Annotated in this window: 13 protein-coding genes; 5 read left to right on the top strand and 8 right to left on the bottom strand. The window is 62.5% G+C overall.

Translation table 11 applies throughout. The annotated features are described in order from the left end of the window. Window positions 1–80: 80 nt before the first annotated feature. From KI610_RS15310 to KI610_RS15300, 3 genes are read right to left on the bottom strand one after another with little or no spacing between them, the layout of a single operon-like run. On the bottom strand, window positions 81–3203 hold the full coding sequence (locus KI610_RS15310; RefSeq protein ID WP_226495826.1) for a hydrogenase maturation protease: 3123 nt from the start codon (window positions 3201–3203) through the stop codon (window positions 81–83). Beyond that, complete coding sequence (locus KI610_RS15305) at window positions 3196–4713, bottom strand: nickel-dependent hydrogenase large subunit (protein ID WP_226495825.1); 1518 nt, start codon at window positions 4711–4713, stop codon at window positions 3196–3198. Before KI610_RS15305 ends, KI610_RS15310 begins: the two co-directional genes overlap by 8 nt. After that, a complete protein-coding gene (locus KI610_RS15300) occupies window positions 4710–5645 on the bottom strand; it encodes an NADH-quinone oxidoreductase subunit B family protein (RefSeq protein ID WP_226495824.1) in 936 nt (311 codons plus the stop codon). Before KI610_RS15300 ends, KI610_RS15305 begins: the two co-directional genes overlap by 4 nt. Window positions 5646–5907: 262 nt before the next feature. Here KI610_RS15300 and KI610_RS15295 point away from each other — a divergent pair, with 262 nt between their 5' ends. Further along, on the top strand, window positions 5908–6864 hold the full coding sequence (locus tag KI610_RS15295) for an esterase/lipase family protein (protein ID WP_226495823.1): 957 nt from the start codon (window positions 5908–5910) through the stop codon (window positions 6862–6864). A 102-nt stretch (window positions 6865–6966) separates the two neighbouring features. Here KI610_RS15295 and KI610_RS15290 read toward each other — a convergent pair whose 3' ends face one another. Beyond that, window positions 6967–7386: a putative toxin-antitoxin system toxin component, PIN family gene (locus KI610_RS15290; RefSeq protein WP_226495822.1), complete on the bottom strand. Its 420-nt coding sequence runs from the start codon at window positions 7384–7386 to the stop codon at window positions 6967–6969. Window positions 7387–7569: 183 nt separating this feature from the next. Between KI610_RS15290 and pgm the strand changes: the two genes are divergently transcribed. Beyond that, entirely contained in the window at window positions 7570–9207 is a 1638-nt protein-coding gene (gene pgm, locus KI610_RS15285) for a phosphoglucomutase (alpha-D-glucose-1,6-bisphosphate-dependent) (protein ID WP_226495821.1), read from the top strand. A 251-nt stretch (window positions 9208–9458) separates the two neighbouring features. On the opposite strand, the gene KI610_RS15280 is transcribed toward pgm, so the two are convergent. Continuing rightward, window positions 9459–12203, bottom strand: a complete 2745-nt coding sequence (locus KI610_RS15280; RefSeq protein WP_226495820.1) for an HD domain-containing phosphohydrolase — start codon at window positions 12201–12203, stop codon at window positions 9459–9461. A gap of 380 nt (window positions 12204–12583) precedes the next feature. Between KI610_RS15280 and KI610_RS15275 the strand changes: the two genes are divergently transcribed. The 3 genes from KI610_RS15275 to KI610_RS15265 are packed head-to-tail and all read left to right on the top strand — an operon-like array spanning window position 12584 to window position 14540. After that, a complete protein-coding gene (locus tag KI610_RS15275) occupies window positions 12584–13543 on the top strand; it encodes a tRNA dihydrouridine synthase (protein ID WP_226495819.1) in 960 nt (319 codons plus the stop codon). Continuing rightward, window positions 13540–14220 carry a tRNA (guanine(46)-N(7))-methyltransferase TrmB gene (gene trmB, locus KI610_RS15270; RefSeq protein ID WP_226495818.1) on the top strand — a complete coding sequence of 227 codons (681 nt, stop codon included), beginning with the start codon at window positions 13540–13542 and terminating at the stop codon, window positions 14218–14220. The genes KI610_RS15275 and trmB overlap by 4 nt, the downstream gene beginning before the upstream one ends. Further along, window positions 14217–14540 carry a YkgJ family cysteine cluster protein gene (locus KI610_RS15265; RefSeq protein WP_226495817.1) on the top strand — a complete coding sequence of 108 codons (324 nt, stop codon included), beginning with the start codon at window positions 14217–14219 and terminating at the stop codon, window positions 14538–14540. The genes trmB and KI610_RS15265 overlap by 4 nt, the downstream gene beginning before the upstream one ends. A gap of 90 nt (window positions 14541–14630) precedes the next feature. On the opposite strand, the gene KI610_RS15260 is transcribed toward KI610_RS15265, so the two are convergent. The 3 genes from KI610_RS15260 to KI610_RS15250 all read right to left on the bottom strand — a co-directional run bounded on the left by KI610_RS15260 (window position 14631) and on the right by KI610_RS15250 (window position 17155). Continuing rightward, window positions 14631–15044: a DUF3568 family protein gene (locus KI610_RS15260; RefSeq protein WP_226495816.1), complete on the bottom strand. Its 414-nt coding sequence runs from the start codon at window positions 15042–15044 to the stop codon at window positions 14631–14633. Window positions 15045–15136: 92 nt separating this feature from the next. Next, a complete protein-coding gene (locus tag KI610_RS15255) occupies window positions 15137–16309 on the bottom strand; it encodes a vWA domain-containing protein (RefSeq protein ID WP_226495815.1) in 1173 nt (390 codons plus the stop codon). Next, window positions 16310–17155 carry an AAA family ATPase gene (locus KI610_RS15250; protein WP_226495814.1) on the bottom strand — a complete coding sequence of 282 codons (846 nt, stop codon included), beginning with the start codon at window positions 17153–17155 and terminating at the stop codon, window positions 16310–16312. Window positions 17156–17319 lie beyond the last annotated feature (164 nt).

The following is a 17319-nucleotide window of genomic DNA, read 5'->3' as shown; positions in this document are numbered from 1 at the left end:
CCAGCCATTTCAATTTTGGCCGTTTTTTCCGGTTGACCGTGGCAAACATGGCCAAGCGCCGGAATCATGGCCTGCGTCGCTTATTGCCCCAGTTTCTGCAGCAAGCTCGCAATTCGGGCTGTTTCGGCGAACAAGGGCTCGAGCATGGACGGCAGCCGGTCGCTTGTCGGCTCCTTCAGTTCGGCCTCGACCGTCGCGGCGAGATTGCCCAGGTGTTCCATGCCCAGATTGCGGGCGATGCCTTTGAGCGTATGGGCCAGACGTAGCGCGTCGACCTGCTGGTTTTTGCCAAGGGCGGTGCGCAGGTTCGTTTCGAAGCGGATGCCATGGCTGTCGCGGAATTTGATCAGCATGCTCCGATAAAAATTGACCTTGTTGCCCATCAGTTTTAGGCCGTTTTCGATGTCGATGCCCGGCAGGTCGAGCATCCAGGCGGGTTCCAGCGTCGGTTCCGCCCTCGGCGTGACGGGGATGGCGGCATTCATCCCGGGCTGGAGCAAATCGCTGATCAGGTGCAGCAGCTTGTCGAGATCGACCGGCTTGGTAACGCGGGCGCTCATGCCGGCCTCCATGCACTGCAGGCGGTCGTGTTCGAGGGCGCCGGCGGTCAGGGCGATGATCGGCAGGTCGGCGTATTCCGGCTCGGCGCGCAACAGGCGGGTGGCGGTGAAGCCGTCCATGATCGGCATCTGGCAATCCATCAGGACGAGGTCCGGGCGTTTCTGGCGAATGGCAGCGATGGCCTGCTTGCCGTCGCAGGCCAGGCGGATCTTGAGGCCGGCCATGCCGAGCAGTTCCTGCATGAGATCGCGGTTGAGGTCTACGTCGTCGACGACGAGGATGTCGGCGCCGCGCAGGTGGGGGACGCTGGCAATGTCGGGCAGGCCGTTCGCCGGGGGCAACACCGGGAGCGCCGGCAAGTGCAGCGGCACGGCCAGCGCTGAATAAAGGCTCCGGAGGCTGGCTGGCTTGTGCAGCACGGCGTCGGCCACGTGGTTTTCCATGAAGGGCAGCGTGGCGCTGTTGTGCGGTGCCAGGAGGATCAGGGCCGGCGCCTGCGGGCCGATGGTCTGGCGGATGGCCGTGATGGTTTCGACGCCGCTCATGCCGGAAGGCAGCTGCCAATCGATCAGCACTGCCAGGTAATCGGCTGATGGTTCGCTCAATTGGCTCAGCGCGGCTTGACCGCTGGCGCAGGTTTCTGCCTGCAAGCCCAGTTGCAGTACCTGTTTGCCCAGCGTTTCGGCCAGCAGCGGGTTGTCGTCGACGATCAGCACTGTGCGCCCGGCGTGGGCGGCCAGGCGCGTGGCGAGTTCGGCCGCCGGCTGCGGGGCGTTCGGCACGCTCTGAAGGCTGGCTGTGAAGTGGAAGGTGCTGCCGCGCCCGGGTTCGCTGTCCAGCCAGATGCGGCCGTTCATCAGTTCGACGAGGCGGCGGGATATGACCAGGCCGAGGCCGGAACCGCCGTAGCGCCGGGTTGTCGAGGTATCGGCCTGACTGAAGGCGGAAAACAGGATGTCCTGCTCGGCCGGCGAAATGCCGATGCCTTCGTCGCCGACCGAAAAACGGAGCCGGGACAGCGCATCGTCGCCGGACTCAAGCCGGCATTCGAGGCGCAGGGTGCCTTTTTCCGAAAACTTGATGGCGTTGCCGAGCAGGTTGATGATGACCTGCTTGAGTCGCAGCGGATCGCCGACGAAACTGCCGGGCACCTCGGGCCCGATATCGACGCAGAGTTCCAGCCCCTTTTCTTCGATGCGCTCGATGAGCAGGTCGGTGATTTCGTCGATCAGGGCGGGCAGTTCGAAAGGCACCTGCTCGATGTCCAGCTTGCCGGCCTCGATGCGCGAAAAGTCGAGGATGTCGTTGATGATGCCGAGCAGGTGGTGGGCGGCCAGGCGAATCTTGGCCAGATACTGTCCCTGCTGGACGTTGAGCGGCGTGCGCAGGCACAGGTCGGAAAGACCGAGGATGGCGGTGAGCGGTGTCCGCACCTCGTGCGACATGTTTGACAGGAAATTGCTCTTGGCCTGGCTGGCCTGCTCGGCTTGTTCCTTGGCCGTACGCAGATCGTGCGTTTGCTCATTGACCATCGCCGTCAGATTGTCGCGGTGATCGCGCAGGTCTTGGGCTGTTTCGTGGAGCAGGCGCTCGTTGTCGCGCAGGGCCTTTTCGCGGTCCTTGAGCACGGCGATATTGCTTGCGACGACGACGGCGCCCTCCAGTTTGCCGGCCTGGCTGTGGATCAGGCTGGCGTGGACGAGATAGGGCAGCGTCTCGTTTTTGTCATCGGCCGGCGTCTCGGCTCGGCGGAAATTGAGTTCGGCTTCAAAGCGCCCGCCGGCGGCGCGAATGGCGTTGAGCAGCAGCGGCGTGCCGCGATTGGCCGGCAGCATCCGGCGCAACTGCTGGCGGCCGGGTTCGGGCAGGCAGTCTTCGAAATAGTGGCCGACCAGGGCGTCCGACGCGTAGCCCAGTTCCTTGGTGAGCAGGCTGTTGGCGCGGATGACCCGGCCGTCCGGGCCGAGCATGACGAAAATTTCGGCCATGGTGCCGATGGCCCGCTCCAGCGCGCCGTGCAGCTGGGCCAGTTCCTGCGAGCGAAGCTGCAGTTCGTCCTGCTGTCTTTCCTGTTCGGCGATGAGCAGTTCGAGCGCTTCGGTGCTTTTGATCAGCTCGCTTTCCAGCGCCAGATTGGCCTGGCGCAAACTGTCCAGTTCGTCTGCCAATTCGCAGTTCTGGCCAAATGCCGCGGGTGCCTGGCAAAGGCGAATGACATCGGTGGCTTCGGCGACGGCCGCGGCAACTTCCAGCGACAGGCCGGGCGAAAAGGTTTTAACCGGGCCGATCTCGACGGCAATGACCTCAATCACCGGTGGCTTCGCAATCATCTCGCGGACAGCCGCCAGCAAGTAGCCGACGCCAGCGCCATGGCCGCCGCTGCCAGCGTTTTCGACTGGTACGTTGCGGGCATTCAGGAGGCGCAGCTTGCCGGGATTGGCTCCGGCCATGGCGTCTACGATGACTACGTGGCCGCAGTCTTCAAACAGGTGCAGGGCATCCAGCCCGCGCGTGCCGCAATCGATGACCCTGACCTCCGGTGGCAGCTTGACCCGCTTGAGCGCCAGGCTGACGGCCGGGCCGAAGCCGTCGTCGCCATGCAGCGGGTTGCCGAAGCAGAGGATGCGCATGCTTTCAGACATTGAAATGCGTTTTTTTGTGGCTGCCGATGAAATGCACGGTGCACACCAGGCACGGGTCGTGGGAGCGGACGATGTGGCCGATCTCCACCGGATTTTCCGGGTCTGCTACCGGCAGGCCGATGATGCTCTGTTCCCAGTGGCCGTGGCAGCCGGCGCTGTCGCGCGGCGAGGCGTTCCAGGCGGTCGGCGTGACGATCTGGTATTTGTCGATGAGCCCATCCTTGATGCGCAGCCAGTGGCCGAGCCCACCGCGCGCCGCCTCGACCAGGCCATAACTTTCGCCATCCGGCCAGACATCGATTTTCGGGTCGATGAAATGCGGCTCGTCCAATTTCATTTTTAGCTGTTTTTTCGTGTTGACCGTAGCATTGAGCAGCCAGCCAGCCCTGCGCAGGCGGGCGAACTGGCGCAGCCAGGTGTTGTCACCCTCGCTGGCCAGCAGGTCGGTGATGAGCGGCTCTCCGGCGATGCGCAGCTCGGCCAGCGGCCCGGTCTGCACCACCTTGTCGCCATAGCGCGGCGCCTTGGCCCAGGTGTAGCGGTCGCTGCCCGGCTGATGATCGGGGATGGTTTCGCCGGCCCACGGGTGGCGCCCGCCGGGGTAATCGAGGAACCAGCTGTGGCGGACGTGTTCGTTGATCTGCAGGTGGTCGAGCGGCTCGACCTGCTGCGTGTCGGCGTTGAAAAAACCGGCCGGCAATTCGCTGCCGGCGCCGTCGGGCCGATGATTGACGCCGTAGCTTAGCAGGTGGCCAGTGCCGGCGCCGAGCTTGTGCAGGCCGATGTCGCGGCCGAAACGGTTGAACAGGCCGAGGGCGCTGCGCTGCCGCGCCGGGCTGGCGGCCATCCAGCGGAACAGCGCTTCGCCGGAATCAAGCGCCAGCCATTCGTCGAGGTCGCCGCCGATTACGGCCTGCTCGAACCACGCGCGCACGCTGGCCAGAATGTCGCGCGTATCCATCAGCCGGCGGGCATTGGCCGGCTGGGTGATGCCGCCGGGCAGCATGTAGGTCGAGTGCGGCCACTGGCCGCCGAAGATGGCGACGATGCCGATCATTTCGCGCGTGCTCTTCAGGCAGCCGCGCACGACGCTGCCCTTGAGCGGGGCGAAAGCCTCGGTCAGTTCAGCCGCCAGCGGGTGGCCAGCGTAGAGCGGGTTGCAGAAATCCGGCGTGAAAAACAGGAAACTCTGGCGCAGGTCGCTTTGCAGCGTCTCGGCCATCAGGCACAGGTTGCGAACGAGCACGGCGTGGGCCGGCGGCGTGATGTTGGCGATCTGTTCCAGCGCCAGCGTAGCCGCATAAAGGTGGGCGGTGCCGCAAATGCCGCAGACGCGCGGCGTGATGACCAGCGCGTCACGCGGCGCCCGGCCGATCATGATCTGCTCGAAACCGCGATACAGCGTGCCGACGCAGCGCGCGTCGACGACCACGCCGTCTTCAAGGTCGAGCTGGAATTCGAGGTCGCCCTCGACGCGGTTGAGGTCGATATCGACGGTGACGCGGGTCATGGTTCCATCTCGCGCTTGACGACCCGCTCGGGTGCTGCAGCGCGGGCCAGATTTTTGTAGGCCATGTACTTGGCTCGGGCGACGCCGAGCGGCAGAAATTTCGGCACGGCGCCGATTTTGGGCGTCACGAACAGGTCGCGGTTGGCCGGGAAATCGGGGGAAGTGCAGCCGAAGCAGGGCACACCAGCCCGCGTCTTGCTGCTGTGGCCGTTCCACAGTTCGGTATTGCACGGCGCCAGGGTTTGCGGGCCGCGGCAGCCGAGGCTGAAGAACATGCAGCCGCGGCCGCCGAGCACTTCGTCCTCGATGTCGTACTCGTGGTACTCGTTGCGTGTGCAGCCCTGATGGACGAGGCTGGCGAAGAAGGCGGCCGGCCGGTTGAGGGTGTCGAGCTGGAGCGCTTCGCCCTCGGCCAGCATGGCCAGCACCTTGGTCATCGTGTTCGGGTGGGCCGGGCAGCCGGCGACGTTGATGACGGGCTGGCCGCTGCGCGCCCGCCAGTCGGCGCCGAGCAGGCCGCCCGGCTGGTCTTTGAGGAATTGCAGGCCGGTGCAGTCGGTCGGGTTCGGCCCGGCAGCATGCACGCCGCCGAAAGCGGCGCAGGTGCCCATGGCCACGACATGGGTGGCCAGCGGCGCCAGCTCGCGAATGATGTCGATCTTGGCGCGGCCTTTCCAGGTGTCGTACTGGCCGCTGCCGTCCGGCCCGGTCATCAGGCTGCCTTCGATGCACAGGATGTCGAGTTTTTGGCGGCCGCTGGTGATCGCCTCAAGCACTTGTCCGAAGCGCGTATCGGCGGTCAGTGACGGATGCCAGAGCAGGTTCAGGTCATATTGCTGGAGCAGGTTTTCCAGGCTGGGCCGGTCGGCGCAGAGCAAGGCCATGCTTTCGCCGCTGCAGGCACCGGCTTGCATCCAGACGAGATTCACCATGCTGACTCTCCTTTCGCCAACAGACGCTTGCGCGGGCTTGTCGACGGGTAATTCCTGTTATAGGCCTAAAGATATAACATTATTGTTAATACCGGCAAAAACTAAATTGTTTCTGCTCCTTTGCGTCAAGTCGCCAGCAAGAGCGATGCTGCCACCGCTCCTTGTTATTCCATTTTGCCAGCCGCAAAATGCGCTGCCGGATCGAGCTTTGCCACCGCGCAGTTCGATCGTTCATCCCCGCCCTATCAGTCAGGTGTCCAACATGGTTCGCATCGCTTTCTTCATGGTCGCCGTCAGTCTTCTCGGTGGCTGCGCGACGCGCCAGGCGATCACTGCGCTCGATCTCGAACCCGGCCGCCAGCCGCCGCCCAGCATCACCGTCAACATTCCCGGCCTGGGCCCGTGCACGGACAACCCGGACCGGCGCTTGCATTTTGATGCGAGCCAGCCGATCAACGTGCTGGTCCATGGCTGTTTCGGTTCGTCGGGCCAGTTTCGCGGCCTGGCCCAGGTACTGGCCTTCCACGGCCAGCAATCGGCCTGCTTTACCTACGATGACCGCGCCAAACTGGCGCACAGTGCGGCTGCATTGAGGACGGCAATCGAGCAACTGGCCGAGCAATCGCATGTGCCGCAGGTGACGGTGATCGGTCACAGCCAGGGCGCGCTGATCGCCCGCGGCTCACTGACCGCATCGACCCGTACGCCGCACGTCGATTTGCGCCTAGTCACCGTCTCGGGTCCATTTTCGGGAATAGAGTCCGCCCGCACCTGTGGCAAATCCTGGTTGTACCCGCTGACGCTCGGGCTGCTGCCCTTGAGTTGCTACGTGGCGACCGGGCCGAAGTGGGCAGACATCACGTACTCGTCGCGGTTCATTCGCGAGCCGGGCGCATTGACCGATCAAGTCGCCAGCTATCTGAAAATCGATACCGATGAGCGCGATACCTGTCGCCATGAGGAGAACGGCCGCTGCATCGAGGACGACGACATTTTCTCGCTGGCCGAGCAGCGCAATGCCATGGTTGAAGACGATCATCGGTTAAAGCGCGTCGAAGTGCAGGCCGGACATGTCGAGATCGTTGGTGACAAGCGCGTTGCGCCAATGAAATTGATCGCTGTCTTGCAGGAGTATGGCGTCGTTCGTCCGACCGAGCCGGCGCGTACCTCGGCATTCAACTTGCTGCTCTCGCGGATATATGAAATTGACGGGAAGTAGCGCCAACTCGAACCGCCCCTGCATTTCCCTTTTTGATTTTTGCCATTTTTTCCGGTTGACCGTGGGATTCTGTACCGGCGCCCACCCGGGGCTAATTTTGTCTCACGTTGCCAGCAATGCCGATGCCGCTGCTGGTTTGACGATCTGGAAACCAAGGCTAGTCCGTCCGCGCAATCTGAGCAGCGCCTTGTCCTTGCTGACCAGCAGGTTGGCGCCGCAGCGGGCGGCCAGTTCAAGGAACTTCTGGTCGTCCCTGTCCTTGCAGCGCGGCAGCTTCGGCGCTTCGCCTGCGGGGAAAACCTCGACCAGCCCGGTGTAGCGTGCATAGCGCTCGGCCATCATGTCCGGCGTCAGCTTGAGTTGCGGATAGGTCAGCACGCGTTGCAGCTCATCAAGCGTGCGGGCGTCGACGACGCATTGAATCCGCCCAGCCTCCAGCGCCGCCATGATCGGCACGGCATCGGTGTTGCCCCAGTGAAAGAGGTCGAGGACGACATTGGTATCGAGAACTAAGCGCAGCATGGGGCGGGATTATATGCGCCAGGGCACAGTTCCTGCCGGCGGTTAGGTGCAGAATCCAGCCGCCGGTCGTCCCGTTGTTGAGCGCGAAATACTTGCCGGTCATAAACCTTTGTTACCATGTCGTCCCCGCTGCCGGCAGATGCTCGGCAAGCGGCCTGAAATCCTCCACCACAGGACATCACCATGGCGCATCCCCTTGCCGGCCAGCCGGCCCCGAAATCCAGCCTGACCGACATTCCCGCCCTGCTGGCAGCTTACCGAAATCTGCCGGACGCCAGCGATCCGGCCCAGCGCGTCGCCTTTGGCACGAGCGGCCATCGCGGCACGGCCTTCAATGGCAGTTTCAACGAGGCGCACATTCTCGCCATCGCCCAGGCCGTCGCCGAATACCGCGCCCAAGCCGGCATCCGCGGCCCGCTCTTCCTCGGCAAGGACACCCACGCGCTGTCCGGCCCGGCCCAGCAGACCGCCCTCGAAGTTCTCGCCGCCAACGGCGTGCTGACGCATCTCCAAGCCGATGACGGCTACACGCCGACGCCGGTCATTTCGCGCGCCATCCTCGTCCATAACGCCGGCAATCCGGCCGACCGTGCCGACGGCATCGTCATCACGCCCTCGCACAATCCGCCGCAGGATGGCGGCATCAAGTACAACCCGCCGCACGGCGGCCCGGCCGACACCGATGTCACCGGCTGGATCGAGCAGCGCGCCAACGCCCTGCTGGCCGACGGCAATCGCGGCGTCAAGCGGCTTCCCTACGCACAGGCCCTGGCCGCACCGACGACCCGGGCGGTCGACCTGGTGACGCCCTACATCGCCGAACTCGGCGAAGTCATCGACATGGAGGCGATTCGCCGGGCCAAACTGCGCATCGGCGTCGATCCGCTGGGCGGCGCGGCCGTCGCCTACTGGCTGCCGATTGCCGAGCTATACGGCCTCGACATCGAGGTGGTCAATCCGGCGGTCGATCCGGCCTTCGGCTTCATGACCCTCGATCACGACGGCAAGATCCGCATGGACTGTTCCAGCCCCTACGCCATGGCCAGCCTGGTTGCCCTCAAGGACCGTTTCGACATCGCCTGGGGCAACGATGCCGACGTCGACCGCCACGGCATCGTCACGCCCTCGCTAGGCCTGGTCAATCCCAACCATTACCTCGCCGTCGCTATCCAGTACCTGCTGTCCCATCGGCCGCAATGGTCGGCGGCCTCGGCGGTCGGCAAGACCCTGGTGTCGAGCGGCCTGATCGACCGCGTCGTCGCCGGCCTGGGGCGCACGCTCTACGAGGTGCCGGTCGGCTTCAAATGGTTCTCGGCCGGCCTGCTCGACGGCAGCATCTGCTTCGGCGGCGAAGAAAGCGCCGGCGCCAGCTTCCTCAAGCGTGACGGCACGGTGTGGACGACCGACAAGGACGGCATCATCCTCGGCCTGCTCGCCGCCGAAATCACCGCCGTCACCGGCCAGGACCCGGGCCGCCATTACCAGGAACTCGCCGCGCGTTACGGCACGCCGTACTACACCCGCATCGACGCCCCGGCCAGCTGCGAACAAAAGGCCGCCTTCAAGCAACTGACCGGCGACAAGGTCAGCGCCGCCAGCCTGGCCGGCGAAGCCATCACCGCCCGCCTGACCACAGCCCCCGGCAACGGCGCCGCCATCGGCGGCCTCAAAGTAAGCACCGCCAACGGCTGGTTCGCCGCCCGCCCATCGGGTACCGAAGACATCTACAAGCTCTACGCCGAAAGCTTCAAGAGCGCCGAACACCTCGCCGAACTGGTCTGCGAGGCGCAGGCCATCGTTACGGCAGCGCTGGCGGGGTAAGGGGGGGCGGACTGCTTCGTGCCCTTTGCGGACGTAGCCAGATTTAGCAAGCGGTCTTTCAGGAACGTAGAGCTAACCGGTGCTGCGCGGCTTTATCGCGCAGCGTCCAGCGACCGCAGGGTTAGGCACGATTCCTCCTGAGGCGTGTTATCAGTAAGCGGCTGCCCGTCGCTCACTGATAATGCGCCCTAGGGTGGCGTCCGCAGCTCCCTGTTGGCGGGGGCTGGCTCAATCGGATACGCACGGTTTTGCTAGGCTGGTCTAGCCTGCCTCGTAGCCAGGAATTGCGACGCATAGCGGGCTGGAATCTCCGACTGGGCGAACAACTCAAACAGTTCGACGTCAAGGTGCCCTCCTTGTGCCATATGGCGCATGATGTCCAGTGATTCATCGATGCTTTTCCCCTGTTTGTAGGGGCGGTCGGTTGCAGTCAGTGCTTCAAATACGTCAGCAATGGCCATCATGCGCGCCGGGATGCTCATGGAAGCGGCCGGGATGGCTCTGGGATAACCCTTGCTATCGGTCCGCTCGTGGTGACCGCCGGCTATTTCCGGCACGGCCTTCAAGTGCCGAGGGAAGGGCATGGCTTCCAGCATTTTGATGGTCAGTACGATGTGCTCGTTGATCTTGTAACGTTCTTCGTCGGTCAATGTGCCTCGTTGGATGGCTAGATTCTTCACTTCGCCATGGTCGTAGAGCAGTTCCGGCACCTGCATCCGGAACCCCCACGGGTTGTCATCGGCAAATGATTGTCCTTGCGGACGCGCGATTTGATGCTCGGGTTGGTCGCTGAGCAGATATTCCCGGGTTGGCAATGATTCGCTGCTCCTGCCGCAACGGCGGCGCATTTCATCGTGCGACAGGCCGAGGCGGTCGTCGATGGTCCGTGTCCAGGTTCTTGTCGCGATCTGCCTGATGCGTGCAAGAGCATCGTCTGACATCTTTTCACTGCCCAGATTGCACTCGGCGACAAACGCAAAATCCTCATCCAGGGCATTTAATTCGACGGCGAGTTGCTCGGCTTCGATGGCGGGCAGTCCTTGCGGGTATGCCGCTTTCCAGTGAGTCAGTTCCGCCTCCCGTTTGCAAACCTCGAAACGCGTCCGGACTTCGTGAATCCGGTCGTACAGCGTCTCCAGTTTGGTAGCCTTATCGACAACATACTCGGGAGTGACAACCTTGCCACAGTCATGCAACCAGGCCGCGATGTGAACTGCTTCGCGCATCTCGTCGTCGATTTCGAAATCGGCAACGCAGGGTGCATCGCTGTTGGCGGCCAGTTCAACCAACCATTCCGTCAGGATGGGAACGCGGTGGCAGTGGCCGCCCGTATGCGGGCTTTTGGCATCCACCGCTTCTGCCAGCAGCTTGATGAAAGATTCAAAGAGCTGCTTTTGCTGAACAACCAATTCTCGTGATTCCAGCGTCAAGGCAGCAAAACCGGAAAGCGCTTCGACAAAACTGCGGTGATGTTCGCTGAATGCTTCCTGGCGTTCAATGATGAGAAGTCCCAGCAGTTGCCCTCGCCGGCCGGATAAGGGCAGCATCAGTGCGTAGCGTCCATTAATGGGCTCATCCAGACGAAAGTGGGCATCGCCTTTTTCCTCGAGTTGTCTCAGGTACTTCGATAACCAATCGTTCCCGTTTCGATCACCGCGCTGTGCACGTAAAGTCCAGTTCGTGCCGTCCTGGATGTAGAGCCAGGCAAACTCGCCCTGGGCAGCCTCGCTTGTTTCTTCAACGACCATCGGCAGCAATTTGTCGAGGTCCGCTTCGCGCGAAACTTTTTCCAGTAAGCGCAAAAAATTCGCGGTGCTCGCCCGAGCGCGCTCAAGCCCGGTTTCCAGTTGGGCAATTTCGGCAATACGGGTTTTGGATTGATCAAACTGCCGGAAATCAAAATTGACCAGTGCATTGGCTCGGTCTGCGAGAGTCTGGAATACGAAAGAGATCCGGTCCGAATTGCGTTGCGCAATTAGCAGGGTAAGAAGCGTTATCAGCAAGGTGAGGGCCAGCAAAAAATTGCGCAGCTTTTGGGCCTTCGCCAAGAGGCGGTCACGTGGAACGGCAACATGGAGGAATATGTCTTCATATTTCTGCAGCTTGACATTTGCCGTGCCCATCCACCAAGACTGACCATCCGGATCGACCATCCACTTCAGGTCTTTACCGTCAGCAATGCCCCCTTTTTCGACCAAGCCCTTGAAGAAGTCGTTGGCACTGCTTTCGTTAAGGTTGGCGGAAATGATTGCTCCGGTTTGTTCAAACAGGCCAATATAGCCTGCATAGGAGGTTGCCATTCTGGCCAGTTCCTCTTGCAGGGATTCGAGACTGATGTCCATCGCAATCACCCAGCCATCGTGCATGTCGTTGGCGAGAGTGATACCGATTTTCCCAGAGGTATAAAACTTGTAGGTTTCGGTACGCAATACCCCGCTGTTTTGACGACTTGCCTGATACCAGGGTCTGTTACGCGGGTCATAGTTTTCAGTGCCCGGCACCTGCTTGCGCTCCAGAATACGGAGCTTGTCATCCAGATAGATCCAGTCCTGGGCTTCGCCCCGGCTCTTGTCAACCCTTTGCACTTGTACCAGCCAGCGCGCCTCCGGGCTCGCCTTGAATTTGGTGTGGTCCCACTCATCCCTGAGTGCCCGCAGCAATAGAAGCTGTCCTTGAGGGCCACCAACATAGACACTGTTGAGCATCGGTTGATCGAGCAATATCGAAGTTTGTGCGGAAAGGCGGTCCATCCAGTCCTTTTCCTGGCCCGTTTTCAAGTCGGGTACGTTGGAAAGGAGTTTCAGCAATGTGGTAGCCGGGAGCAACAAATGATTCATGGCGGCGCCGGACTCATTGGTTATCAACCTTAACGCTGCTTCTGCCTCATCCTCCGCGACCTTGCTCATCAAGACATAACCACCAAGAGTAAAGGCCAGGCCTATCAGAAGAACAAGTCCCCCCATCTGGTACTGAAAGTATCGGCGGATTTTGATCATGGCATATCCTTTGAAGGGGGTGAGTTCTGGCCCGGATGTACTCTTGCCGCGTTTCCTGGGGGGGGCTTTAGCCTGCGCGAGTAATTTACCTGATTTTCTGCGGGTGATTTGGCGTAGATGGAGGTGCCGTCAGAATCGCGCTGGTTTTGGCAAATGCTGTCACCGGCTTTAGCCGATGCTGGTTTTTTTCAATCAAGCATCATACGGACAGAGCCAACGTCCGCTATGCAGCGCTTTCTTAAGGAGCCGCTTCTGGCCGATGTCTGCCAATTCAAATCGTTCCCAGCTTCCCTGATCTTCGCGTCTTCCCGGTCTCGCCAACTCGCCAGCGTCGGCAGCTTATAATTCGCCCCTTCCTTTTTCGACCCGGATTTCGCCGCATGTCCCGCATTCTTCTTGCCCCCATGGAAGGACTCGCTGACGATTTGTTGCGCGGCGTGCTGACGGCCATTGGCGGCTACGACTGGGGCATCTGCGAATTTGTCCGGGTCTCGGCCAATGTGCTGCCGGCCAAGACCTACGAGCGGATTTGTCCAGAACTGATGAATGGCAGCAAGACGGCGGCCGGGACGCCGATGCGCGTCCAGTTGCTCGGTTCCGATCCGTTTTTGATGGCCGCGAATGCGGCGCGGCTGGTGACGCTCAACCCGGCTGGCATTGACCTCAATTTTGGTTGCCCGGCACCGACGGTGAATCGCCATCGCGGCGGGGCTGCCCTGCTCGGCGAGCCGGAGTTGCTGCACGAAATCACCAGCGCCGTGCGCGCCGTGGTGCCGGCGCACATTCCGTTTACCGCCAAGATGCGCCTTGGTATCGACAACACCAGCCGGGCCGTCGACAACGCTCAGGCGCTGGTCGCCGCCGGCATCGACGAACTGATCGTGCATGGCCGGACCAAGGCTGATGGTTATCGCCCGCCGGCCCGCTGGGAGTGGATCGACCGGGTGCGCGCCGCCATCGATATTCCGCTGATCGCCAACGGCGAGGTGTGGACCGTCGAAGATTTCCGCAACTGCCAGGCAGCGACCGGTTGTGCCGACATCATGGTTGGTCGCGGCGCGGTGGCTGACCCGCTGCTGGCGCGGCGCGTGCGTGGCGAGGAAACCGGTGGCTGGGTGGAAATCCGGCCGGCCGTTGGCGACTATTGGCTGGGCGTGCGCAAGAAAGTGGTGGCGGTGCATGCTGGCGGCCGGCTCAAGCAATGGCTGGCGATGATGCGGCGCCATTACCCGGAGGCCGAAGCGCTTTATGACCGGCTGCGGCCGATCAAGGGTGCGGCTGATATCGATGCGGCGCTGGTCGCTGAGGGCCTGCTGACGCCGGAACGGCTGGCGGCATGATGGGCGAACCCGTGTCTGGTAACTCCCGTTTCATCTCCAGCGCCCAGGAAGGACCGCACCGCGACCTCGAAGCGCTCGTCCGCCGCCATATGGCGCACCCGTTCAGGAAGCCGGTTGCCGATTACAACCGCGAGGCCTTTGCCCTGGCGATGGCGGCCCGCGAGGCGTGGAATCCGCAGGCGCCGCTGATTCTCGACGCCGGTTGCGGCGTTGGCTGGAGCACGCAGCGCATCGCCGAAACCTTCCCCGACCATTTCGTATTTGGCGTCGATCAGTCGGTCGACCGAATCAGCCGTGGCAAACCCTTGCCGATGCCGGCCAATGCCTTGCTGATCCGCGCCGATCTGGTCGATTTCTGGCGCCTGTTGGCCGATAACGGCGTTCGTCTCGCCCGCCATTACAACCTCTACCCGAACCCGTGGCCGAAGATCGGCCATCTGGCCCGGCGCTGGCAAGGCCACGCGGTGTTTCCGGTGTGGCGCGAACTGGGCGGCGAAGTCGAATGCCGCAGCAACTGGCGTATTTACATCGAGGAAATGGCCCAGGCGCTGAGCCTGCTCAGCGGCCAGCCGGTCATCGCCGAACCGTGGCAGACGGCCGACCCGATAACGCCCTTCGAAAAGAAATATCTCGCCTCCGGCCACGAGCTTTGGCGCTGCCGGGCCAGCCTGCCATGAGCGTTTGCCAGACCTGCGGCGCCTGCTGTGCCAGCCTGCGCGTCGATTTCCACCCGGCTGAGCTGGCCGGCGGTGCCTTTGCCTGGGGGCAGGGCGTGCCGGTGGAAATGACTGTGCCGGTAACGCCGGCCATCGTCCGCCTGTGCGGCACCGACGCCAGCCCGCCGCGCTGCGTGGCGCTGGCCGGCGAGGTTGGCGTGGCGGTGCAATGCACGATTTACGATGTACGCCCGTCGCCTTGCCGGGAGTTCGATACCGAACATGCGGCCTGCAACAAGGCCCGGCAACGCTGCGGGCTTCCGCCGCTGCCGCGCGCGTAGTCCCGCAACCGCTGGCTGGTCCTTGCTACGGTCAACCGGAAAAAATGCCCAAAAGTGAAATACGCCGCCGATGGCCGGCGGCAACGAGGTTCAACCGCGGCCGACGGCTGCTTCAGTCTGTTTGGTAATTTCCGCCGCAGTTGCGGCGTCGACCGTCAGGCCACTCTGGTTGCGGGCCACGGTGCGCATGAGCGTCGTGCTCGGGGTGACGATTTCAAGTTCGATTTCAATGCTGCGATCCCCCGCTTTGGCCGTGATGCGTTGGCCCAGTTCGGTCTTCTCGGTAGTGCCGGGCTTGATCGACATCTTCTTCAAGGCGGCAAGCACGGCAACGCGGACGCGGGGGAGGGGCGCGGTGAAGGTTCGCGAGGCCTGGCCGTTGGTGTGATGGGAGAAAATCGCGCCGGCACCGACGCCCGCTGCAGAAATGATCGCAGGGGCACATCCCGTCGCGCCCAGGACGAAGCCGAAAATCAGGAGTGCTGTGGAAAATTGGCGAAACATGGGCTGGCACCAAAAATTAGGCACGGAGATGTTACGTCGATTAGCTCATTTTGTGGGTTTTTTTCACACAAAACGAGGTGGTGTTCAAGCGACTATTTCGACAAGCTCCGCATCGCCCGCTCCAGGCCGTCGATGGTGAGCGGAAACATGCGTTTGCCGAGCAATTGCTCGATCATCTGGATCGACGGCGTGTAGGTCCAATGCGCCTCCGCCAGAGGGTTGAGCCAGGCGGCGTGGGGCCAGGTGGCGAGCAGGCGTTCGAGCCAGACGGCGCCGGCTTCTTCGTTCCAGTGTTCGACGCTGCCGCCGGGGCGGGCGATTTCGTAGGGGCTCATGCTGGCGTCGCCGACGAAGACGAGTTTGTAGTCGGGTCCGTAGGTGTGGATGACGTCCCAGGTCGACAGCTTTTCGCCATGGCGGCGGCGATTGTCCTTCCACACGCCTTCGTAAACGCAGTTGTGGAAGTAGAAATATTCGAGATGCTTGAACTCGGCACGGGCGGCGGAGAACAGTTCTTCGCAGGCCTGGATGTGGTCATCCATCGAGCCGCCGATGTCGAGGAAGAGCAGGACCTTGACGGCGTTGTGACGCTCGGGCCGGAGGTGCAGGTCGAGCCAGCCGCCGTTGCGGGCGGTGCCGGCGATGGTCCCGTCGAGGTCGAGTTCGGTGGCTGCCCCCTTGCGGGCAAAGCGACGCAGGCGGCGCAGGGCGACCTTGATGTTGCGGATGCCAAGATCGACCGAGTCGTCGAGGTTGCGGAATTCGCGCTGGTCCCAGACTTTGATTGCCGTGCGATTGCCGACCGATTCGCCGCCGATGCGCACGCCTTCAGGGTTGTAGCCGCCGTGGCCGTAGGGCGAGGTGCCGGCGGTGCCGATCCACTTGCTACCGCCGGGGTGGCGTTCCTTCTGCTCGGCCAGGCGTTCTTTTAGCTGCTCGAATATTTTCTCGTAGCTGAGTTTCTGCAGCTTGAGGCGGTCGGCTTCGGAAAGGTGCTTGCGGGCCGCCAGTTCCAGCCATTCTTCCGGTACTTCCGGTGCGAAGCCGGGCAGGGCTTCGATACCGCGAAAATACTCGCCGAAGGCGCGGTCGAAACGGTCGTAAAGCGCTTCGTCCTTGACCAGAATGGCGCGTGAAATGAGGTAAAAATCGTCCAGGCTGCCGCTGACCAGCCGGGCCTCGAGCGCTTCGAGCAGGGCCAGCAGTTCGTTGGTGGAAACCGGCAGCTGGCGGGATTTCAGATGCAGGAAAAAATCGACGAGCATTTACGGCTGCTTGCGGCGCGCCATGAAAGCCAGGCGTTCGAAGAGATGGACGTCTTGTTCGTTCTTGAGCAGGGCGCCGTGCAGCGGCGGGATGGCGTCCTTCGCTTCCTTGGCGCGCAGGGCTTCGGGCGGGATGTCTTCGGCCAGCAGCAGCTTGAGCCAGTCGATCAGTTCGCTGGTCGATGGTTTTTTCTTGAGGCCGGGGACGTCGCGCAGGTCGAAGAAGACTTCCAGCGCCTCCTTGAGCAGTTCGTGCTTGAGGACCGGGAAATGGACGGCGACGATGCGCTGCATGGTCTCCTTGTCCGGGAACTTGATGTAGTGGAAGAAGCAGCGGCGCAGGAAGGCGTCGGGCAGCTCCTTTTCGTTGTTGGAGGTGATGATGATCAGCGGCCGGTGCTTGGCCTTGATCGTGCGGTGCAGCTCGTAGCAATGGAATTCCATGCGGTCGAGTTCGCGCAGCAGGTCGTTGGGGAATTCGATGTCGGCCTTGTCGATCTCGTCGATCAGGACGACCGACGGCTCGTCGCACTCGAAGGCCTGCCACAGCACGCCGTGCACGATGTAGTGCGAGATGTCCTCGACGCGCGGGTCGCCGAGTTGAGAGTCACGCAGGCGGGAAACGGCGTCGTATTCGTAGAGGCCCTGCTGCGCCTTGGTCGTCGATTTGATGTGCCACTGGAACAGCGGCATGTTCAGCGTGCGGGCGACTTCCTCGGCGAGCAGCGTCTTGCCGGTGCCCGGCTCGCCCTTGATGAGCAGCGGGCGTTGCAGGGCGATGGCGGCGTTGACCGCCAGCGTCAGGTCGCGTGTCGCGACGTAGGTATCGGTGCCTTGGAATTTCATGTCGATGGCCGGTTGGGTGATGGCACAAATTGTACGGGCAAAGCGATGGCGCGCGACCGCGGTCGCGCACCGGCGGGGCGGTTGCCACGGTCAACCGGAAAAAATGCCCGAAAATGAAACGACCGCTGCCCGGTCAATGATGCGCCGCAGCAAATCGGGCATGG

This window comes from Ferribacterium limneticum, assembly GCF_020510565.1.
Taxonomy (GTDB): Bacteria; Pseudomonadota; Gammaproteobacteria; order Burkholderiales; family Rhodocyclaceae; genus Azonexus; species Azonexus limneticus_B.
This window is presented reverse-complemented; position numbering and strand designations above follow the sequence as displayed.